19 protein-coding genes are annotated in these 23,382 nt (G+C 42.8%); 18 read left to right on the top strand and 1 reads right to left on the bottom strand.

Annotated elements, in window-relative coordinates; all coding sequences use genetic code 11:
* The 18 genes from OCV60_RS05185 to OCV60_RS05100 all read left to right on the top strand — a co-directional run.
* Positions 1-1,488: hypothetical protein (locus OCV60_RS05185; RefSeq protein ID WP_262529634.1), on the top strand; the 1,488-nt coding region annotated here is incomplete at its 5' end.
* A gap of 53 nt (positions 1,489-1,541) precedes the next feature.
* On the top strand, positions 1,542-3,620 hold the full coding sequence (locus OCV60_RS05180) for an Ig-like domain-containing protein (RefSeq protein ID WP_262529633.1): 2,079 nt from the start codon (positions 1,542-1,544) through the stop codon (positions 3,618-3,620).
* A 107-nt stretch (positions 3,621-3,727) separates the two neighbouring features.
* Positions 3,728-5,731 carry an Ig-like domain-containing protein gene (locus OCV60_RS05175; protein WP_262529632.1) on the top strand — a complete coding sequence of 668 codons (2,004 nt, stop codon included), beginning with the start codon at positions 3,728-3,730 and terminating at the stop codon, positions 5,729-5,731.
* Positions 5,732-5,743: 12 nt separating this feature from the next.
* Positions 5,744-7,795 (top strand): Ig-like domain-containing protein, encoded by a 2,052-nt coding sequence (locus tag OCV60_RS05170; RefSeq protein ID WP_262529631.1) that lies wholly within the window; start codon positions 5,744-5,746, stop codon positions 7,793-7,795.
* A gap of 635 nt (positions 7,796-8,430) precedes the next feature.
* Positions 8,431-8,817 carry an Asp23/Gls24 family envelope stress response protein gene (locus OCV60_RS05165; RefSeq protein ID WP_008401476.1) on the top strand — a complete coding sequence of 129 codons (387 nt, stop codon included), beginning with the start codon at positions 8,431-8,433 and terminating at the stop codon, positions 8,815-8,817.
* A gap of 10 nt (positions 8,818-8,827) precedes the next feature.
* On the top strand, positions 8,828-9,262 hold the full coding sequence (nusB, locus tag OCV60_RS05160; protein WP_118675324.1) for a transcription antitermination factor NusB: 435 nt from the start codon (positions 8,828-8,830) through the stop codon (positions 9,260-9,262).
* Positions 9,263-9,270: 8 nt separating this feature from the next.
* Entirely contained in the window at positions 9,271-10,476 is a 1,206-nt protein-coding gene (gene xseA / locus OCV60_RS05155) for an exodeoxyribonuclease VII large subunit (RefSeq protein WP_262529630.1), read from the top strand.
* Positions 10,477-10,478: 2 nt separating this feature from the next.
* The gene (gene xseB, locus OCV60_RS05150) at positions 10,479-10,697 is read left to right on the top strand and encodes an exodeoxyribonuclease VII small subunit (protein WP_117823484.1); all 219 of its coding nucleotides are present in this window, start codon (positions 10,479-10,481) and stop codon (positions 10,695-10,697) included.
* Positions 10,684-11,568, top strand: coding sequence for a polyprenyl synthetase family protein (locus OCV60_RS05145; protein ID WP_262529628.1), 885 nt, complete (start codon positions 10,684-10,686; stop codon positions 11,566-11,568). The genes xseB and OCV60_RS05145 overlap by 14 nt, the downstream gene beginning before the upstream one ends.
* A gap of 14 nt (positions 11,569-11,582) precedes the next feature.
* Positions 11,583-13,445 (top strand): 1-deoxy-D-xylulose-5-phosphate synthase, encoded by a 1,863-nt coding sequence (dxs, locus tag OCV60_RS05140; protein ID WP_262529627.1) that lies wholly within the window; start codon positions 11,583-11,585, stop codon positions 13,443-13,445.
* 2 nt (positions 13,446-13,447) lie between these two features.
* Positions 13,448-14,242 carry a TlyA family RNA methyltransferase gene (locus OCV60_RS05135; RefSeq protein ID WP_021944754.1) on the top strand — a complete coding sequence of 265 codons (795 nt, stop codon included), beginning with the start codon at positions 13,448-13,450 and terminating at the stop codon, positions 14,240-14,242.
* A 16-nt stretch (positions 14,243-14,258) separates the two neighbouring features.
* Positions 14,259-15,107 (top strand): NAD(+)/NADH kinase, encoded by an 849-nt coding sequence (locus OCV60_RS05130; protein WP_262529626.1) that lies wholly within the window; start codon positions 14,259-14,261, stop codon positions 15,105-15,107.
* 1 nt (position 15,108) lies between these two features.
* Positions 15,109-15,552: an arginine repressor gene (argR, locus tag OCV60_RS05125; RefSeq protein ID WP_021944752.1), complete on the top strand. Its 444-nt coding sequence runs from the start codon at positions 15,109-15,111 to the stop codon at positions 15,550-15,552.
* 38 nt (positions 15,553-15,590) lie between these two features.
* Positions 15,591-17,276, top strand: coding sequence for a DNA repair protein RecN (recN, locus tag OCV60_RS05120; protein ID WP_262529625.1), 1,686 nt, complete (start codon positions 15,591-15,593; stop codon positions 17,274-17,276).
* A gap of 145 nt (positions 17,277-17,421) precedes the next feature.
* Entirely contained in the window at positions 17,422-18,507 is a 1,086-nt protein-coding gene (locus OCV60_RS05115; protein ID WP_262529624.1) for a SpoIVB peptidase S55 domain-containing protein, read from the top strand.
* A 105-nt stretch (positions 18,508-18,612) separates the two neighbouring features.
* Positions 18,613-19,989 carry a sodium-dependent transporter gene (locus OCV60_RS05110; protein ID WP_262529623.1) on the top strand — a complete coding sequence of 459 codons (1,377 nt, stop codon included), beginning with the start codon at positions 18,613-18,615 and terminating at the stop codon, positions 19,987-19,989.
* Positions 19,990-20,281: 292 nt separating this feature from the next.
* Positions 20,282-20,731: a MarR family winged helix-turn-helix transcriptional regulator gene (locus tag OCV60_RS05105; RefSeq protein WP_262529622.1), complete on the top strand. Its 450-nt coding sequence runs from the start codon at positions 20,282-20,284 to the stop codon at positions 20,729-20,731.
* Positions 20,724-22,061, top strand: a complete 1,338-nt coding sequence (locus tag OCV60_RS05100) for an MATE family efflux transporter (protein WP_262529621.1) — start codon at positions 20,724-20,726, stop codon at positions 22,059-22,061. Before OCV60_RS05105 ends, OCV60_RS05100 begins: the two co-directional genes overlap by 8 nt.
* On the opposite strand, the gene OCV60_RS05095 is transcribed toward OCV60_RS05100, so the two are convergent.
* Positions 22,021-23,382, bottom strand: a complete 1,362-nt coding sequence (locus OCV60_RS05095) for an MATE family efflux transporter (RefSeq protein WP_262529620.1) — start codon at positions 23,380-23,382, stop codon at positions 22,021-22,023. The two genes, OCV60_RS05100 and OCV60_RS05095, sit on opposite strands and share 41 nt — an antisense overlap.

Genomic DNA, 23,382 nt, shown 5'->3' with positions numbered 1-23,382 from the left:
GGTAAGAAGGCATCCTGCAAGGTAACAGTAAAGAAAGCGTCTGCAGCGAAACCGGACAATCCAGTTCCAGTAACGCCGCTTGGTATCAAGAGTGTGAAGATCGTACAGGGTGATATGATGGAGGTTACCTTTACAAAGGCAACAGCACTGACAGCAGCCGATTTTGCATTATGGGTAAAACGATATGAAAGTGCAGACTATCTGAAGAAATATACAGTGAGTCAGGTAACGACAAAGGATTCCATTACTTACAAGGTCTATATCACGGGAGATATGGTATTTGGCAAAGGGCTTTATATCAAGGTAGAGGTACCAAAGTTAAAGTTGTCAAAAGAGTGTGTGTATATGGAAGATACATACAATGTCGAAAATTCTGTTACATTATCATATAAAGTAGGAGCTACAGTAAAAGATATAAGACAGAGACTGGGAACAGGTTATGCGAATTATTCGATCAGCGGGCTTCCTGCCGGTATTCAATATGAGGTCACAACAGAGGCAACGAAACGGGTGATGGAATTTTCAGGATCACCGAGAAAGGCCGGGGTGTATGACAGCGTTCTGGTTTACGAAGATGAGATTGGCAGTAAATATCGTTTGACAATCCGTTGGATCATATATGACGCGGACAATCTGATCGTATGTGATAAAGAAGAAGGGGCATTAAATACTGATTGGAGTAGTTTATTTACACCGGTGTATGCATATGGAGGAAGCGGTTCTTATACATATGAGATCATAAGAGCAGAAAGTGACAGTGCGATCCTGGATAACTGTAAGATTATAGATGATGGAGATAAGATCAATATCAATGCAAAAGGGATTGCATCAGGGGTATATAAGATCCGTATCCGTGTCATAGATCAGAAGGATGGTACAAAGACAGGAACGGGAACACTTACTTTTACAATTGTAGATTCCTATTATATCAAGGGAATTGTAAGAGATGCGAACGGAGATCCGATAGAGCAGTACCGTTATTCAATAATTAATAAGAATAAATATGCGGAATATTCAAATACGATAAGCGGAGTAAGGTATAGCACCTATAATCTCAGTACCAAAAAATATGATGGTACGTTTTACAATGAAGGTCTGGAAAGCGGCATATATGATATCACGATATCTGATCGAAGCGGGTCTGTAAGCAAGAGTATTTATAATCTGACAGCATTACCAAGAAAGGAAGGGCAGACATCGACGGATACGGATCTGAAGATGATGTTTGATGTTACACTTCCGGTTTATAAGATCAAGATTGAGATGGACCCAAATGCGCCGGAAGAAGTACAGGGATTTACGAAATTCGCTACCTGGCACGATGTAGCCGGATCGAAATATTACAATGAAGGAACAACACAATACCTTCCAAACGGAACTTATCATCTAAGCTGTACCGGTACGGTGAATGGCACAAAATATGTCTTTTATGTGGATATAACCGTGAATGGCAGCAATAAAACAGCATATGCTTATGTAAAAGAATAAGATATGGGGATGGATGTTACATGAGTCTGAAGAAATATGGAAGGAGAGTATAAATGAAGGAAAGACGAAGAAATTCACGGGTAAGAAGAATACTTGCATGGGTGATCGCAGCAGCGGTGGCAGTATCCATTCTTACCATTCCACAGACAGAAAGTTATGCGGCAGGGGGTAAGGTAACAAAGGTAGCGGTATCCAATCTTCCGGCAAAGCAGCTGACACTGAAAAAAGGAAAAACATTTACTTTAAAGCCCAAGGTAACAGTAACCGGAAAAATTTCAAAGAAGGTTACTTATAAGACAAGCAACAAAAAGGTTGTGGCAGTGAATGCAAAAGGTAAGATCACAGCAAAGAAAAAAGGAACAGCAAAGATCTATGTGATCTCAAAGGCAGATAAGAAGAAAAAATGCACGATCACGGTAACGGTCGGAACACCGGTTACCAAGGTGAAGCTGAACAAGACGAAATCAACAATGACAGTCGGAAAAAAGCAGACCTTAAAGGCAACGGTCACACCGAAGAAAGCAAGCAGCAGGGCAGTCGTATGGAAGTCATCCAATAAGAAGGTTGCAACGGTTACAAGTAAAGGTGTTGTAAAAGCAAAGAAAGCCGGAACGGTTACGATCACTGCGATAGCAAAGGATGGCTCCGGTAAGAAAGCAGCCTGCAAGATCACAGTAAAGAAGAAAACGACAGTAAAACCTGCAGATCCGGAACCAACAGCACCGACTGTGATCAAGAGTCTGACGATCCTTGGAAATGCAGATATTCAGGTGGTACTTAGTGCCAAACAGGCATTAAAAGCATCGGATTTTACAGTTTCCAGTAAAGTGAATGGATATGGTAAATATGTAAGAAAATGTGTACTTGACAGTGTGACAACAACAGATCAGATCACATATCGGATTCATTTGAACAGACAGGATGTGCTCTTTAACAGTAATATGGTTCAGGTATCTGTTCCAAAATTGAAGACCAGTAAAGAAGCGGTATATCGAAAAGCTGCCAGTACAATAACGACCAGCGAAGTAAAGATATTTGCAAAGGGTGACGGATTTAACACAAAGAAGGATGTAACCTATTATAAACCGGATATATCAGGACTTGCTGTTATTACAGTTGGAGAATTGCCGCCGGGCGTTTCTTATAAAGAGGTACAGACAGGCAGTAATTCAAATTATCTTGAATTTACAGGCGCACTTACTGCGAGCGGGATCTATACAACAAAGATCGATGTAGTAGATGAACTTGGAAATAAGATACATCATACAATCACCTGGAAGGTATGGGATGATCAGACGATCGTTGCAGAAGATATTATACAATATGGGAATTTAAAGAATCCGGATGCAGCCGCCGGTAAACCGGATGGTGCGTATACATCCAAAGATGATGTGCAGATTCTGCCACGAGGCGGAAGCAGTACTTACACATATGAAGTTGTTTCGAAGGCAGACTGCATGGAACTGACACCGGATGGATTTTATGCTTATGGTACGATAGATACCAGCCAGGCGGGAACTTATACCATGAAAGTAAAGATCACAGACAAGAAAGATTCCTCTATTTTTACATACTGTACAGTAACGTTTGTTATAGCAAAGGGAATCCGTGTGAATGGAACATTTGTGGATCTGGATGGTCATAAGATCAAGAATACAGTTTCAGACACCTTTTTGTGTTATATCAAGTCCAGGTGGACAGATCGGGCATATTCCATCGATCTGAGAAAAGAGATTGGAAAGTACAATAGTAGTACCGGAACGGTATATTTTGATGTCCCGGAAGGCAATTACGACATAAGAGTGGTAAATAAAACCGGAGGGGTAGAAAAATATCTTGAAAATTATACGGTAAGTGCATCAACAAGCAATAATTACCAGATCGTGCTTCCGTTATATCAGATCACGGTTGCATCGGATAATACAGCATTAGGTGTTTCATCTTTTGGAGAATGGGAAGAAGCAGATGGTACTTTGAGAGGAAAAGGTGAGTATCTGTATCTGCCGGTTGGTAATTATACATTAACCAGTACTGCAGAGAAAGCTGGGGTAACCTATCAGGCAACTCTCAAGATATCAGTTACGAATACTACACGGTCTGCAACAGTGACCGCGCACGTGGTGGCAAAATAAAAAAATACTACCCGCAGGTATACCTGAAATTATGATAACCTGCGGGTAATATAATATTCCGAGCAAATAAAATCGGGAGAAGAAGGTAGTAAAGGGAGGCTATGTTTATGAAAAAACACGCAAAGACGTCAGTGTTAAAACGAATTCTGGCAGTTGTAATTGCAGTAGCAGTAGCAGTGTCCATACTTACAGTTCCGGAGGCGGAAGTAAGTGCGGCAACCGGTAAAGTAAAATCTGTAGCGGTTACCAACCTGCCGGCAAAACAACTGACACTCAAAAAAGGGAAAACATTTACCTTGAAATCAAAGGTAACCGTAACAGGAAAAGCTTCAAAGAAGGTTACCTATAAGACAAGCAATAAAAAGATTGCAATGGTAAATGCAAAGGGTAAAATCACAGCGAAGAAAAAAGGAACCGCTAAGATCTATGTGATTTCAAAGGCAAATAAAAAGAAAAAATGCACGATCACAGTGACAGTCGGTACACCGGTTACCAAGGTAAAGCTGAACAAGACCAAGTCCACGATGACAATTGGCAAAAAGCAGACCTTAAAGGCAACGGTTACACCGAAGAAAGCCAGCAGCAAGGCAGTCGTATGGAAGTCATCCAATAAGAAGGTTGCAACTGTAACCAGCAAAGGTGTTGTAAAGGCAAAGAAAGCAGGAACAGCTACGATTACAGCAACAGCAAAGGACGGCTCCGGTAAGAAAGCCACCTGCAAGATAACAGTAAAGAAAGCATCTGCAGCAAAGCCGGCTGATCCAACTCCGGCTGCTCCGGACTATGCGATCAAAAGTATGAAGGTTCTTGGAGTGGAGAGCATAGAAATTACATTTTCCAAGGCGGTTGTACTTACAAAGGCAGACTTTGAAATCTTTGCAAAGCAGTATTCATATGGTACCTATAAGAAACCGTATCAAGCAGTTCAGGCAGAAACTAGTGATCATATCACATATATACTGCATATCAACGATGAAGATGAGTTCCAGAAAAATACATATATCAAGGTAGCAGTCAAAACCAGTGGTGTGTATAAGGAGTGTATATATCGGGATAAGACAGTTAATATTCAGAAAACCAGATACTATGCGATCAAAGTAAATGGAGCATTGGAAAGCTACAATGATGATCTTACTTATGGAACCGGTTACAGGACGTATTCAATTGATAAGCTGCCTGTAGGAATGGATTATTATATATTGAATGATATAATTGATGAAAGTATTGTGTTTACAGGATCACCGACAGAAGCAGGTGAGACTCAGAGCTTGTTGACCTGCGAGGATGAACTGGGAAATAAATATCAGACGACCATTATCTGGATAATTTATGATGAAAACCAGTTGTATTCACGTAGTACGACATGTCAGTATTTTTCACGGGAGAATGGCGTCTATCATAAGCCATATTCTGTATACGGTGGAAGTGGGCAGTATACATATGAATTAGCCGGTGGGGATTATGAACTTTTCCAGACGACAATCAGTACATCAGGATATATGAGTGTATCATTTGAAAATGTAGATGCCGGCGAATATCAGATTCAGGTTAAGGCAACAGATAAGAATAACCCGGCCCTATATACGGTTGCGACAATTACATATACAATTATTGATGGAGCACATATCAGTGCGATTGTCCGGGATGCAAATGGTGATCCGATCCGAAGAGGAAATTATTCCTTTCATGGATATTCGGATGATCCATCACAGGAATTGAGTTCTACCAGTGGTTCAATAAAAGATGGTACAATGTCTTATACCATTATTCCGGGAAATTATAATATTACCTTTTATAATGCAAGTCATACAGCAAAGTATACATTTTACAATCAGAAATGTCCGGTGAATTCCAGTGATGAGCCGATGACTTTTGATGTGACACTTCCGGTCTATCCGGTAACGATCGTTCCGGATCCGGAAAAGAGTACAGCCACATCATTTGGATATTGGGTAGATGTGAATGGTGCAAATGCGTATGGATATGAATCAGGAGATACGCTCTATCTTCCAAATGGTACTTATTATATTAAGACGGAAGATGGTAAAAGTTATGCCAGATTTACTGTGAACGGCAAGAGTCTGACAGTAAAGGCATATGATCGTCAGTAAGGAGGACAGGATATGAATCGAATACATAATATGAGCTATGCCAAACGGATCCTTGCATGGGTGCTTGCTGTAACAGTCGTACTATCTATCCTGACTATTCCACAGGGAGAGAGCTATGCTGCTGCAGGAACGGTGAAGTCAGTTGCTGTAACAAATCTTCCGGCAAAGCAGTTGACACTGAAAAAAGGAAAAACATTTACTTTAAAAACAAAGGTAACGGTATCCGGTAAGGCGTCCAAGAAGGTTACTTATAAGACAAGCAATAAAAAGATCGTGACAGTAAATGCAAAGGGTAAGATCACAGCAAAGAAAAAGGGAACAGCAAAGATTTATGTGATCTCAAAGGCAAATAAAAAGAAAAAATGCACGATCACAGTGACCGTCGGTACACCGGTTACCAAGGTAAAGCTGAATAAGACAAAATCAACCATGACAGTTGGTAAGAAGCAGACCTTAAAGGCAACGGTTACACCGAAGAAAGCCAGCAATAAGGCAGTTGTATGGAAGTCATCCAACACAAAGGTTGCAACAGTATCAGGCAAAGGCGTTGTAAAGGCAAAGAAAGCAGGAACCGTTACGATCACAGCAACCGCAAAGGATGGTTCCGGTAAGAAAGCCACCTGTAAGATTACAGTAAAGAACAAGGTAAAGCCGGCTCCGGCACCTGTAACTGTAAAAAGTGTGAAGGCGATTGGAATGATGCAGGTTCAGGTAGAATTAACAGGTGCCAAGGAATTAAGCAGTTCGGATTTTAAAATCTATAAAAGAAAGTACTCCTTTGGTAGTTATAAGAAGGAATGTAATATTGATTCGGTTAAGACCTCCGATAAGATAACATACAAGATAACACTGGATACTTTAGATGCGCTTGTAACAGGAGATATGGTACAGGTTGTGATTGCCAAAATGAATTATAAGGGAGAGGCTGCATATAAGGGAATCATAAGAGAGCAGACGACAAAGTCCGAGATCATAAAAAGTGTTGGATATAGTATCAATCACTATTCCGATGAAAAATATTATGAACCGGGACTGGTCGGGCTGTGTTCGTTTAAGATAACAGGAGAGCTTCCTCCGGGAATTACATATAAGATAATAAAAGACGATGATATGTTTAATGGTATAACCGATTGTCTGGAGTTTTCAGGAAGTTTTACAAAAGGCGGAATTTATACCACGAAAATTGAGGTAGAAGACGAGATCGGTAATAAGGTCCATCATACGATCACATGGAAGATAGCCGATGAGAACCGGTTAATGGCAGCAGATATTGTGCAATATGATTATCTGCGGCAGGAAAAAGGAGAAACAAAGAAATCATGCCATGTTGATCTGGATGCCTCAGTTTATGGCGGAAACGGAAGTGTGGAATATGAGATACTTAAGTGTTCAAATGAAATAAGTTACAGCAAAAGTGCATTTGGACTTAACTGCATTCTGGATACAGAAAAAACAGGCACTTATACACTGAAAGCCAAAGTAACAGATACCGAAGATGCTTCAATAACAACGATTTTATCAGTTACAATAATTGTGAAGGATAGTGTAGCATTTAAGGGCTGTGTGTATGATCTGGACGGACACAAGATTACATCAACGGTCGCGGATGTGGCTGCACCGTACTATATATCTTTATATGCAAAAGAAAAAGATACGTTGTGTGATGCGTCAGAATTTAATGATCCGGAATCAGATGGATCATTTCAGATTTTTGTTCCGGACGGAACCTATGATGTCTTTGTAGCAAGCGAGGCACAAGATATAGGAACCTGGGTATGCGACAGCAAGGTAACCGCATCTACCCCATATCAGAAAATCGTACTTCCGGTATATCAGATCACGATCGGATCGGACAATCCGGCAATCGACATTCGTAATTTTACAAAATGGAGATCCAATGAGAGAAAAACAATATATGGAAACGTAATATATCTTACAGCCGGAACCCATATCTGGACAAGCACCGCCACTATAGATGGCGTAGAATATACTGCTACATTAAACGTAACAGTAACAGATAAAACACGATCCACAACCGTAAAGGCACATGTAGTGGCAAAATAAAACAAAAGAATAATAAAGATTATAATTATAAAACGGATACCTGTTATGATGATTTGATGCACATATCACATTATGATAGGTATTCGTTTTTTATTATGCAAAAATGATATTATAGTCAAAGATATAAATGTTACAATGAGAATATGTTTTATTGATATTATGCCAAAATATAAATAAACATCACCAACAATGCAGATACTACGATAGAAACTATGGATTTGTATAACACTAAAAAATAGTTCAAAGAATATGCGTAAATTCAAAATTAGCTACTGTACAAAGGTGAATGAATATGCAGGTATGATCTGTCCGGCTGGTACTTGTATCCTATAACAACATTAGCGAAGCTTCCGTCATGAAGTGCACATTGTCAGCACATACGGGTGCATGTTTGAGCCGCAGGCGAGTTTGCACAGGAGAGTATGTGCGGATAAGACATGTGCACTTCGTAGGAAGAGGAGCAAGTTGTTATAGGATACAAGCACCAGCGGACACACATACCTGCATATCCCTCACAAAACTAGTGGCTAATTCTGAATTATCCCCCGCCAATTCCGGGTGTTGAATGTTTTTCATAATTGCGGTATAATATTGAATTAATATGTACAAATACAGGAAGTCTGGAGGTATACAGAATGAGTGAAGAAAATACAAGCACGTATGAAAATATAGAAGAAGAAAATTCCATCGGCCATGTACAGATCGCAGGCGAGGTAATCGCGATCATCGCAGGTCTGGCAGCAACCGAGGTAGACGGCGTATCAAGACTTGCCGGCTCACTATCAAATGAACTCGCAAGCCGTCTGGGCAAGAAGAATCCGGCAAAGGGCGTGAAGGTAGAATTATTGCCGGGCGAAGTAAAAGTAGATCTTGCGATCGATGTATTATATGAATACAGCATTCCAACTGTGACAACACAGGTTCAGGATAAAGTAAAGCAGGCGATCGAGACTATGACAGGTCTTAATGTAACCAAGGTAAATATACGTGTAGCCGGCGTTCGCATGGCAGACGCAAACTAGAGAGGAACATATGACAAGACGAGAGATAAGAGAAACCGTATTTAAAATTTTATTCAGTCTGGAATTCAATGACGTTTCAGAGATCAGAGAAGAAGCAGAGCTCGAACTGGAGCATGCCAGCCTTTATGATGAAGACGATAACAAGATGGATGCAGTAGCCATGACAGAGGAAGAAAAAGCCTATGTTATAGATCGAGTAGAGGCAGTCGTAGCCCATATTACAGAGATCGATGAAACGATCAGTGGTATTTCACAGGGATGGAAGCTTGGCAGAATCGGAAAAGCAGAGCTTGCGATTCTCAGACTGGCTGTATACGAGATCAAATTTGATGAAGATATTCCTGTAAAGGTAGCGATCAATGAAGCAGTAGAACTTGCAAAAACATACTGCGACGTAGAAGCAAAGAGCTTCATCAATGCACTTCTTGCAAAGCTTGCAGATTAGGTGAGAATATGGCAAAGAAAAGCTATACTGTCGGACAGGTAAATGGATATATCAAGAATCTGATCAGCAGTGATTATCTGCTTGGTGATATTTATGTGAAGGGAGAAGTCTCTAACTGCAAATATCACAGTTCCGGGCATATCTATTTTTCATTGAAGGATGAGACCGGTTCGATCATGGCTGTTATGTTTAAAAGTTATGCATATTCCGGTCTTGATTTCAAACTGGAAAACGGGCAGCAGGTAGTCTGCCACGGAAGTGTGAATATCTACGAACGGGATGGCAGATATCAGTTATATGTAAAAGAGATCAAGCTGGATGGGATTGGAAATCTCTATGAGCGGTATGAACAGTTGAAACAGAAGCTGTATGAACAGGGACTGTTTGAATTTGATATCAAGAAGCCGATACCGGCATATCCGAAGCGGGTAGGTATCGTGACAGCACAGACAGGTGCGGCGATCCAGGATATCAGAAACATCGCAAAGAGAAGAAATCCATATGTCCAGCTTATCCTGTATCCGGCAAAGGTACAGGGAGATGGGGCAGCAGAAGATATCGCGCATGGAATCGAAGTGTTGGATAACATGGGCGTAGATACGATCATTATCGGTCGTGGCGGTGGCTCGATCGAAGACCTCTGGGCGTTTAATGAGGAGGTTGTTGCATGGGCAATCTATCATGCAAAGACGCCGATCATTTCCGGTACAGGTCATGAGATTGATAATACGATCGCTGATTATGCGGCGGATCTTCGAGCACCGACACCATCAGCCGCCTGTGAGCAGGCAATCCCGGATGTGATGTCTACAGTCCATCAGGTCATAAATCAGGGCAGACAGATGGACTATCTGATGAAACGGAGACTTGCAGCATATCAGGAGAAGCTGCAGGCTGCAGAAAGGCATCTTCGTATCCTGAATCCGAAGCAGAGGCTTGCACAGCAGCAGATCTATCTGGATGAACTGTCAGATCGTTTAAACCGTGCTATGAAGAACAAGTACGACAGATACGAACACCGGGTGATGCTTCTTGCAGAACGTCTGCATGGTCTGTCACCATCGGCGAAGCTTATAAATGGATTTGGATATATCGAAAAGACCGGAACGCCGGTAACGACGATAAAAGAGATAGAAAAAGATGACCATATTACCATCCGTGTTCATGATGGTCTGATCGAGACAAGAGTAACGGATGTGAAAGAGGAAGATTAGAAATGGCAGAGAAGATGGAAAAGGAGGATTTCTCGATCGAGGAATCCCTGAAGAAAATAGAAGCGATCACGGCTGTCTTAGAGAATCCTGCGACATCGTTAAAGGACAGTCTGGCAGCCTATGCCGAGGGCGTACAGCTTGTTCAGGCATGTAAGGATAATTTGTGTGATGTAGAAAAAGAAATGATCGTATTAAGTGGAGAGAACAGTGGAAAAGAATAAATTAGAACTTCGTACAAAAGAAGTACAGGATATTATATACACATATGCACCGGCAGAAGAAGGGTTTCAGAAAACTATCTTTACGGCAATGAACTATTCCTTTCAGGCAGGAGGAAAGAGACTCCGTCCGTTATTAATGCAGGAAACCTATCGTTTATTTGGCGGAACAGGAAAAGTTGTAGAGCCTTTCATGGCAGCAATCGAGATGATACATACCTATTCCCTGATCCATGATGATCTGCCGGCATTGGATAATGATGAGTACCGCAGAGGCAGAAAGACTTCTCATGTGGTATTTGGTGAGGCAATGGCGATCCTTGCAGGAGATGCCCTTTTAAACTATGCATTTGAAACAGCCTGTAAGGCATTTGAGCTGGAACCGGCTGATCAGAATGTCGCAAGAGCATTTACGATCCTTGCAAAAAAAGCAGGCGTCAATGGAATGATCGGTGGACAGGTTGTAGATGTAGAGATGACAGGGAAGCAGATGAGTGGTGATCAGCTTCATTTTGTATATGAGAATAAAACGGGTGCGTTGATCGAGGCATCGATGATGATCGGTGCAGTACTTGCCGGAGCAACGGAAGACGAATTGAAGCAGGTCGAGATGATCGCATCGGATATCGGACTGGCATTCCAGATCCAGGATGATCTTCTGGATATTCTGGGTGACAGCGCAGTGCTTGGAAAACCTGTCTGCTCAGATGAAGAAAATGGTAAAGTAACTTATGTCACGGTCCACGGACTTGAGGAGTCCAAGAAGGATGTCGCGGAGATATCCAGGCGTGCGGTTACAAGACTGGATCAGCTTCCGTATAAGAACGAATTTCTGGATGAATTGATTCTGGAACTGGTCAACAGAAAGAAATAACAGAGATGAAAGATATGAGTATACTGGATCGAATACAAGAACCAAATGATATAAAGAAAATAGATGAGAAAGATCTGCCGGAGCTGGCACAGGATATCCGAGAGTTTCTGATCGCAAATGTCAGCGAGACGGGTGGGCATCTGGCGTCAAACCTTGGGTGCGTGGAACTTACGATCGCACTTCACCGTGCGATGGATTTCCCGGCTGATAAGCTGGTATGGGATGTAGGACATCAGTCCTATGTGCATAAGATCCTGACCGGACGAAAAGATCAGATGACAACGTTACGGAAGTTTGGTGGTTTAAGCGGATTTCCCAAGACCAGTGAGAGTGATTGTGATGCTTTTAATACAGGACACAGTTCGACCGCGATGTCGGCGGCACTTGGTATGGCATGCGCAAGAGGAATCAAAGGAACGCAGGAAAAGATAGCAGCGGTTGTCGGAGATGGTTCCTTCACTGGTGGTATGGTTTATGAAGCGCTAAATAATATGGCAGAGGTCAAGACCGGATGTCTGGTCGTGCTGAATGACAATGAGATGTCGATCGACCACAATGTAGGTGGAATGTCAAGCTACCTGAGTAAGCTTCGTGTTGGTCAGCCATATAATGATCTGAAAAACGGAATCGAGAAAGCACTGAGGCATATACCGGTAGCAGGTGAGAAGCTTGCCAAAGGATTGAAGCGGTCAAAGGACTCCCTGAAGCAGATGTTTGTTCCGGGAATGTTCTTTGAGGAGATGGGCGTTACCTATATCGGACCGATCGATGGTCATAATATACGCTTGATGGAAGAAACCTTCCGACGTGCATTTAAGTTAAATAAACCGATTCTGGTTCATGTGAAAACGATCAAGGGAAAAGGGTATAAATATGCGGAGAAGCATCCATGCTATTTCCATGGGATCAGTTCCTTTGATGTTGCAACCGGAAAAGTGAAAAATGTAGAAAAAGGTTTATCTTATACTGCTGTATTTGCGAGAAAACTGATAGAACTTGGAACAGAAAATAATCGAATCGTTGCGATCACGGCAGCAATGAGCAAGGGAACCGGAGTCAATAAATTTGCAGAGGAATTCCCGGATCGAACCTTTGATGTGGGAATTGCAGAAGAACATGCGGTAACATTTGCGGCAGGACTTGCTGCGGAGGGCATGATCCCCGTGGTAGCGGTATATTCTTCCTTCTTACAGCGAGCTTACGATCAGATCCTGCATGATGTCTGTATGCAGAACCTGCATGTGATATTTGCAATCGACCGGTCAGGGCTGGTCGGGGCAGACGGTGAGACACATCAGGGAATCTTTGATACAGCATTTTTATCGCATATTCCGAATCTGGTCATTATGGCTCCGAAGAACCGCTATGAGCTGACCAGAGCGATGGAATGGGCAGTAGCCTATGACGGACCGGTTGCGATCAAATACGCCAGAGGACAGGCATATTACGGTTTGAAAGATTATAATGAGCCGGTCGAATACGGAAAGAGCGAGATCCTCCGTGAGGGAAGTGAGATCGCATTAGTAGCGGTTGGAAATATGGTGGAAGAAACCGAGAAATTATATAATCGGTTCCTACAGGAAGGCAGACAGGTGACCTTTGTCAATGCAAGATTTATCAAGCCATTAGATAAAGAGATGATCGACCATCTGGCAGAGACACATAAGCTGATCGTAACGATCGAGGAAGGTATTCTGCATGGCGGTTATGGTGCTCTGGTTGAGGAATATCTGGAATCAAAGGCAAGTGATGTGAAGGTGCTTCCGATCGCAATCGAAGATACCTTTGTCCGTCATGGAAGTGTAGAAGAACTGAGAAAGATGTTGAAGATAGATGCTGAATCCATATACAGACGGATTCGGGACATAATGGAGTAGAGATGAAAGAACGACTGGATGTAATGATGGTAAATCGTGGACTTGCAGAGTCCAGAGAAAAAGCAAAGGCGATCATCATGTCGGGCATTGTCTATGTAGATAACATAAAGGAAGACAAGGCAGGATCGACATTTGATGAGAAAGCACAGATAGAAGTAAGAGGCAACACATTAAAATATGTGAGTCGCGGTGGTTTAAAGCTTGAAAAGGCAATGGATTGCTTTGGAGTAAGTCTTGCAGGAAAAGTGGCAATGGATGTTGGATCTTCAACCGGTGGATTTACGGACTGTATGCTGCAAAATGGTGCAGTCAAGGTGTATTCGGTGGATGTCGGACATGGACAGCTTGCATGGAAGCTTCGAAACGATGAGCGGGTTGTCTGTATGGAGAAAACAAATATCCGTTATGTGACACCGGATGATATCGAAGACAGGATTGCATTTGCATCGATTGATGTATCCTTTATCTCTTTGACAAAGGTGCTTCCTCCGGTAAAAGAGCTTCTGACAGACGACGGAGAGATCGTGTGTCTGATCAAGCCACAGTTTGAAGCCGGTAGAGAAAAGGTCGGTAAGAAGGGCGTTGTCAGAGATCAGAAGGTGCATGTAGAAGTGGTTGAGATGATCGTTGACTTCGCAAGACAGATCGGATTTAAAACACTTGACTTAAGCTATTCACCGATCAAGGGACCGGAAGGAAATATCGAGTATCTTTTGTACATAACAAAGGATCAGACGAAGGAAAATAAAGAATTTGATATAAAGGCTATGGTGGAAGAATCACACAGATGCCTGTAAGAGGAGTAAAGATCCGATGAATCGTTTTATGATCGTGGTGAATCCCGATAAGGACACCGATTCGACAGTTACAAACAGAATACAGAGTTATCTGGAAGCGCATGGAGCAGCCTGTATGGTGCGGGACGTATTCCAGCTGGAGTCTTCGGACTGGGAAGCTTTAAAGAAAGAGCAGTTTGATTGTGTACTGGTTCTTGGTGGTGATGGAACACTGTTACGCATGGCAGGTGAGACGGAAGATATTGATATACCGTTATTTGGGATCAATCTGGGTACGGTAGGCTTTCTGACAGAAGGGGAAGTTGCAAATATCGAAGAGATACTGGATCGGCTGCTGACGGATGATTTTACGATCGAAGAACGAATGATGGTCACAGGTACGGTTACGAAAGCGGATGGCACAACGTATCGCAAGAGTGCTTTAAATGATATCGTGATCAGCCGGGCAGGATTTTCCAGACTGATCGGACTTAATGTGTCTGTTGATGGACAGGTGCTTGATACATATGAGGCAGATGGTGTTGTGATATCGACACCGACAGGCTCAACCGGCTATAATCTGTCAGCGGGAGGGCCAATCGTCAGCCCGGATGCAGAGCTATTAGTGATCACGCCGGTATCACCACATTCATTGACTGCAAAGAGTATCGTATTATCCGGCAAAGAGAGGATCACGATAGAGATCACCAAGAAGCGTAAGACGCAGGATACAGAGGCAATCTGTTCCTTTGATGGTGGTAATGATGTGGAATTATCCGTTGGTGACCGGGTAGATATCCGCAAGGCGGAGAAGATAACCAGACTGATCAAAGCAAGTAATGTAAATTTTTATGAGATACTTAGAAATAAATTAGGAGGAAACTGAGATGAAATATCAAAGACAGGCAAAGATATTAGAGCTTGTTGAAAAATATGATATTGAAACACAGGATGATCTTCTGGAGAAACTGAAGGAAGAGGGATTTCAGGCAACACAGGCAACTGTTTCCAGAGATATTCGGGAAATGAATCTGACCAAGGTATCCGTACCGGGAGCCAGACAGAAGTACGCCGTTGAGAAGAACAATCGTTATGAGACGCTGGATTCCTATAAGAAGGTTCTGAGCACAGGAATTATTTCTGTAGATGCAGCAGAGAACCTGATCGTGATCAAGACAATCTCCGGTGTTGCCATGGCTGTAGCGGCTGCACTGGATCATATGGCTATTGATGGGCTGATGGGCTGTATCGCAGGAGATGATACGATCTTCCTTGCTGTGAAGGATAAGAACCTGACGATGTCGATCAAGGCGCAGATTGAAAAGATGTAAATTCTGTTATTTTGTGCATGGAATACACAGGAGGACATATGCTTTTAAATGTACACATAAAAAATATTGCATTGATTGAAGATGCAAATATCAATTTTACAGATGGACTGAATATCTTAACCGGTGAGACCGGTGCAGGTAAGTCTATTATTATGGGAGCTTTAAAGATTGGTATGGGAGGCAAGCTTCCAAAAGATATGCTGAGAGATCCGGAAAAAGAAGGCTTCTGTCAGTTATTGTTTTTTATTGATGATGAATCACTGGTGAAGCAGCTGCAGGAGCTTGGGGTTACACCGTCAGAGGATGGAGAGATCATCGTAACCAGACGAATAGTAAATGGCAGAACCATGAATACTATTAATGACCAGACAGTAACAGCAGCAAAGTTAAAAGATGTTTCGGCACTTCTTGTGGATATGCATGCACAGCATGAGCAGCAGATCCTGTTGAAGAAGGCAGAGCATTTGAATATTATGGATAAATTTGCAAAAAGACCGCTTGCTTCATTAAAACAGAAATATGAAGACTGCTATAAAACATTTGAAGATCTTCGAAAAGAACTGGAAGAAGGACAGATGGATGAAGGCGAGCGGAAACGGAAACTGGAATATATCCGGTTTGAAGCAGGAGAGATCGAAGGAGCCAGGCTGGTTCCGGGTGAAGATGAAGAACTGGAGAAGCAGTACCGTAAGATGGTGAATGCCAAGGATATTGTAGAAGCAGTTTCTGAGGTGTATTCGATCACAGGGTATAACCGGAACGCATCTGCCGGAAATGAGATCGGACGTGCACTTGCAAGCTTAAAAGCGATAAAAGGTCTGGATGAGGAGATAGAGAGCATCTTCAGCGAGCTTACAAATATTGATTCGCTGTTAAATGATTTTAATGTATCGGTCAGTGATTATATGCAGAGTATGGAATTTGATGAGTCTGAATTCCATGAGGTTGAAGACCGGCTGAATACCATTAATAATTTAAAAGGAAAATATGGAAGAACCCTAGATGATGTGCTTGCTTATCTGGAGCAGCTGAAGCAGGATGAAGCAAAGCTTGTGCAGTATGAGGAATATGCGGAAGAATTGCAGCAGAAGGTGCAAACAGCACAAAAAGAACTGGATCAGGCAGCGGAAGCTTTAAGTGCAGAACGAAGGATTCAGGCAAAAGAATTATGTAAGCGGGTATCAGAGGCACTGGAGGATCTGAGTTTTAATCAGATCCGGTTCGATATGCATTTTGACCGTCTGGCACATCCGGGAACCTCCGGTATCGACGACTGTTACTTTGTTGTATCGACAAATGTCGGAGAAAAAGAACGTCCGCTTTATGAGGTCGCATCCGGCGGTGAGCTTTCGAGGATCATGCTTGCGATCAAATCCTGCATGGCATCGGAAGATAACATTGATACTCTGATATTTGATGAGATTGATGTCGGCATCAGCGGCAGAGCAGCATCAAGTGTGGCAGCAAAGCTTGCGGTTATATCAAAAGCGCATCAGGTGATCAGTATTACGCATCTGCCACAGATCGCGGCAATGGCGGACAGCCATTACAGAATTGAAAAAGTGGTAAAGGATGGCAAGACGATCACGCAGATATCCAAGTTAGACCGGGAAGAATCCGTGCTTGAGATTGCCAGACTGCTTGGTGGCGCAGAGATCACAAATGCCGCGGTTGAAAATGCCAGAGATATGAAAGAACTGGCAGACAAAGCAAAAATACACTAATTAAAAACAGAACAAAAAAACCAATACTAAGAGTAGCAATAAATCAGTTGCTGCTCTTTTTTATCTTTTTTTGCGCGGACAACAAGCCAAAGTCTGTGTAGTGAATTTTCTGAGAGCAGCCTGTAAATGGAAAGGAGAAGTTAGGATGGAAGAAAGTAAAACTTCAAGCCGTTACCGTTCGCTGCTGATCGGATTTTTGATCTTGGATCTGATCGCATTTACACTGTTGGCAGTCGCTTATTTCTGGAACGGAGATATCGGAGATCAGGAGATCAGGTATGAAGATGCGGAGCTTGTATTCGATGATCTGTCCGGACAGAAAGTGATACCGTCCGGCGAACCGGTCGGGATCTATCTGAAAACAGATGGAGTTATGGTTGTAGACTGTGGTGAGGTGGAAACTGCACAGGGAGAGATCTGCTCTCCCTGTAACGGCCTGATTCAGACAGGAGATTACATCACAGCTGTAAACGGAACAGCCATATCAACAAAAAAGGAACTGATGCAGGCTTTATCCGGGAATATTACCGGAGCTGTGAGGCTTACATTTCTGCGGGACGGAAAGTCACAGGTAGCAGAGGTTACACCTGTGAAAACAAATAAGAATTCTTATATGTTAGGCCTGTGGGTGAAAGATGACATATCGGGTATCGGAACAGTGACCTTTCTATGTGGCAATCAGTTTATGGCACTTGGACACAGCGTATCGGATAATGATACCGGGCTTAAGATCAGCAGCACCGGTGGGGGTATCTATACTACACATATAACGAAGATCAACCGATCCTTTGTGTCGATGCCGGGACAGCTTCAGGGAACGATCCTTTACAAGAAGGATCTGATCGGAATTGTAGAAGGTAATTATGATAACGGAATCGGCGGATATCTGGATGAAGAATATGTGGCGAAGCATTACAAAGCTGCAGAAGCCATGTATATCGCAGATCCTGATGAAGTTCAGACCGGAGAGGCATATATTTATTCCAGATTGGATGGGGATCTGAAAAAATACAAGATCAACATTCTGGCGGTTCATACCGATACTGCCAATAAAAATATGGAATTTAAGGTAGAGGACGAGGATCTGATCGCACTTACCGGTGGTGTCTGTCAGGGCATGAGTGGAAGCCCGATCGTACAGAATGGCAAGCTGATCGGTGCGGTTACACATGTGCTTGTGGATGATCCGACGGAAGGGTATGCTGTATTTATTGAAAATATGATAAAGTAGTGACTTAATCGATCATTCATGTTAGAATCGAAGCTGTACACTGTGAAAAGAAAAAAGAGAAGGGATATTTTGCTTCAGGGTACATGGAGCAGAAGTTAGAGTACGATGGATATACAAAATAATAACAACAGAAGTTCATTTTCGGGGAAGATAGGGTATGTGCTGTCGGCGGCAGGAGCGTCGGTCGGTCTTGGAAATATATGGCGGTTTCCGTATCTGGCAGCAAAGTACGGAGGAGGAATCTTCCTTCTGATCTATATTCTACTGGCACTCACATTTGGATATACAATGATCGTTGCTGAGTCTGCGATTGGTCGTATGACAAGAAAGAGTCCGGTCGGAGCGTTTCGGTCATTTGGTAAGAAGAAATGGTTGTCCTTTGGCGGCTGGATCAATGCGATCATACCGGTGTTGATCGTACCGTATTATTCGGTGATCGGTGGCTGGGTTATCAAATATCTGGTGGAATATGTCAAAGGAAATGGAAAGAATCTGGCAAAGGATGGATATTTTACAGACTTTATCTCGAATGGCGTTTCGACAGAGCTTTGTTTCATCGTATTCTGTCTGTTTACGCTGGGGATCATCTTTGCAGGTGTTCAGAATGGTATTGAGCGTGTATCAAAGATCATGATGCCGGTACTGATCGTGTTATCGATCCTTATTGCTGTATATTCAGTGACAAGACCGGGGGCATTAAAGGGCGTGAAGTATTTTCTTGTTCCGAATTTTGATAATTTTTCATGGATGACTGTGGTAGCGGCGATGGGCCAGATGTTTTATTCCCTGTCAATCGCAATGGGTATTCTGATCACATTTGGTTCTTATATGAAAAAGGATACGGCGATCGAGGATGCTACAAGGAATGTTGAGGTGTTTGATACGGCGATTGCGATCATGGCAGGACTTATGATCATTCCTGCGGTATTCGCATTTTCAGGTGGTAATCCTGATACCTTACAGGCAGGTCCTTCATTGATGTTTATAACGATCCCTAAGGTATTTCAGAATATGGGACTTGGAACAATAGTCGGTATTCTGTTCTTCCTGTTGGTTTTATTTGCAGCAGTAACCAGCTCAATCGCACTGACTGAGAGTGCAGTATCCACATTTGAGGATGAGATCGGTTGGAACAGAAAGAAAGCAACTGTTTTCGTAGGTGTGATCATGCTGATCCTTGGAAGTCTGTCATCACTTGGATATGGACCGCTCGCCTGTGTAAAGATCATCGGTATGCAGTTCTTAGATCTGTTTGATTTTCTGACGAATTCGGTTATGATGCCGATCGCAGCACTTATGACCTGCTTACTGGTTTCAAGAGTTGTGGGAATCGATAAGATAGAAGAGGAAATCCGTCATGGTGAGGGTGCATTCCGCAGAAAGAAAGTCTTCGTTGTGATGATCAAATACATATGTCCGATCTTCGTCCTGATCATTCTTGCAAGCTCGGTTGCAAATGCACTTGGCTGGATCTCGATGTAGAATAATAAAATAGATATTCAATATATGAATGAAGAATGAGAATCAATATTCAGTGGGGTGATCTGATAAGAATAAAATCTCCTTGTGTTAAAAATGGATGTGCTGTTTATGGTATCCGTTTATGGCAGAAGGAGATTTTTATTTTTGTGTTGGATAAAAGTCTTGACTTTTTTTTGCTCTACTCATATAATTACCATCGGTAATTAACTATGGTAACTATACAGACCGATATATAAAATTATCTGATTGCAGATGATAATTTTCAAATGGCTTAAGAAAGGAGTATCAGGACATGGATGCAGATAAGATCAAACGGATGCTGGATGCCTGTTATCTGGCGAAACGGATACGGGAGCTGTTGCCGGAACTTCCGGAGGGTATCACACCGGCATATATCCAGTATATGGATGTCATACATATCATCAAAAGGAGTCAGGAACACGTAAAGGTATCGGACATCAGCGACTACCTGAATCTTCCAAGACCGGGAGTGACAAGAACGGTAAAGGAAATGGAAGCCAAAGGTTACCTCAGCAAATATGCCTCAGCGGAGGATGGCAGAATAACCTATATCCGGATCACAGAGAAAGGTGAACTGCTGTCAGAGAAATATGACCAGAATTATTACAGCCGGTTATCAGAGTATATGGGTGATATCTCTGATGAAGAAGCAGACTGTATGATCCATACGATTGAGAAGTTTTATAAAGTCATGAGCGAAAGGAGGGTCAACATTGAATAGTTCAAGATCAGATTTTACACAGGGAAGTATACTTGGAAAATTAATTCCGTTTATGATGCCGGTGCTTGGTGCACTTGTATTACAGGCGGCATATGGAGCAGTTGACCTTCTGGTGGTTGGACGATTTGGCAGTACCTCCGGTCTGTCTGCGGTATCGACCGGAAGTCAGGTTCTAAATCTGGTTACATTTGTGATCACACAGCTTGCGATGGGAATTACGGTACTGATCGCAAGATATATCGGAGAGAAGAAACCGGAGCAGATCGGAGCGTTGATCGGTGGATCTGCAGTTGTATTTGCGGTGATTTCAGCCGTACTGTTTGTTGTTATGATCGCATTTCCCCGTCCAATCGCAATTCTGATGCAGGCGCCGGAAAAGGCAGTAGGACTGACTTCTGCTTATATCCGCATCTGTGGAGGCGGTATTTTCTTCATTGTTGCTTATAATCTGTTATCGGCGATATTCCGTGGACTTGGTGACAGCAGATCACCATTAATATTTGTAGCGGTTGCCTGTGGCGTAAATATCATCGGGGATCTGGTGCTGGTAGCCGGATGCCATATGGATGCAGCCGGAGCAGCGATCGCAACTGTGGCAGCACAGGCGGTCAGTGTTGTATTTGCAATTATTCTGCTTGTAAAGAAACAGCTTCCATTTACGATCACAAAGGCAGATTTCAGACTGAATGAGCACTGTAAAAAGGCGTTAAAGACCGGACTGCCGCTGGCACTTCAGGAATGTCTGACACAGGGATCTTTCCTTGCATTATGTGCATTTGTCAATCGCCTGGGACTGGAAGCATCATCGGGCTATGGAGTAGCCTGCAAGGTTGTAAATTTCGCCATGCTGGTACCTAGTTCGCTGATGCAGTCGATGGCATCCTTTGTTTCACAGAACGTCGGAGCCGGTAATGAGAAGCGGGCAAAGAAAGCAATGTATTCCGGTATGGGTATAGGACTTGTGATCGGGTGTATTGTATTTGTACTTGTCATGTTCAAGGGTGATCTTCTGACCGGTATCTTTACAACGGAACAGGTGGTTATTCAGAAAGGCTATGATTACCTGAGAGGTTTTGCATTAGAGTCTATTGTTACAGCGATTCTATTCAGCATGATCGGTTATTTTAACGGACATGACAAGACATTGTGGGTTATGATCCAGGGGTTGATCCAGACCCTGCTTGTGCGTCTGCCACTTGCCTATTATATGAGCATCCAGCCGGATGCCAGCCTGATGAAGATCGGACTTGCAGCACCGGTCGCAACGATATTCGGTATCGTGATAAATATTATCTTCTATATTCATATGAATAAGAAAATGCATTTTTAAAATTCCGCTTTTGTTCACCACGGTAAAAGAGGACGGAGACTGCAGTTCCGCAGCACCAGCCGACCGGCCAGGAGCACCAGATACCGACAGAACCGAATATCTTTGAAAAGATGATAGATAAGACTACTCGAAGGATCAGATCGGTAAAGGTGGAGATCATGAATTTGTTCATGATACCAGCGCCACGCAGAATTCCGTCTGCCATTAATTTGATGGATACGACGAAATAAAATGGTGCGAGGATACATAAGAAAGTGATACCTGTTTTGATCGCAGTTGCAGTCGGATTGTCAAGAAAGAGCAGTAACAGCCATCTTCCGCAGGTGAAGTATAACAATGCAAATGGAATACATAACAGCCAGACCAGCTTTAAGGAAGCCTTGAAGCCGGAACGGATACGATCGATCTTGCCTGCACCGATATTCTGGGCGGTATAGTTTGAGATACCATTTCCCAGTGTGGTAAGAGAGGTGATAACCAGATTGTTCAGCTTGACAGCCGCAGAATATCCGGCGATAACGCTGGTTCCGAAGTCGTTGATAACGCTCTGGATGATAATATTTCCGATGGATATAAAGCTCTGCTGCAGGGTGCTTGGGATAGCAACGACCAGGATTTGTTTTAAGATGCTGCCATCAAAGAACCGGAAACGGCCGTCTGTCTTGATACCGGTAAGACGGCGTATCACAACAGCGACAGCCAGAATAGCACTGACACCCTGACAGAGGAAGGTCGCCCAGGCAACACCTGCGATTCCCATCTGAAAGGATTTTACAAATAAGATATCGATAAATATATTGGAAACGGATGATATTGCAAGGAAGATGAATGGAGTTCTGGAATCACCGAGAGCGGAGAAAATTCCGGTTGCAATGTTGTAAAAGAACATAAACGGAAGACCATAGATATAGATGTTCAGATACAACAGGGAAGCATCCATGATATCGTCCGGAGTGTGAATCAGAGCAAGCAGTTCCCGGCTGGTGAGCAGACCGGCGATCACCATAACAGCCAGTAAAACAGCCGTAAAGATAAAAGTGGTCGATACAGCCGTCTTCATATTCCGATATTCTTTTGCTCCAAATAATCTGGATACGATAACCGAGCATCCCATATTGCATCCAAATGCAAATGCGATAAAGATCAATGTGATCTCGTAACTGTTGCCAACAGCGGCAAGAGCACTTTCATTGATAAATTTTCCGGCAACCAGACTGTCGGCAATGTTATAGAGCTGCTGGAAGATCACACTTCCAAAGAGTGGCAGACAGAAACGCCACAGCACAGATTCCGGTTTCCCTACGGTCAGATCCTTGTTCAT

This window comes from Coprococcus ammoniilyticus (assembly GCF_025567345.1).
Classification (GTDB): domain Bacteria; phylum Bacillota; class Clostridia; order Lachnospirales; family Lachnospiraceae; genus Coprococcus; species Coprococcus ammoniilyticus.
This window is presented reverse-complemented; position numbering and strand designations above follow the sequence as displayed.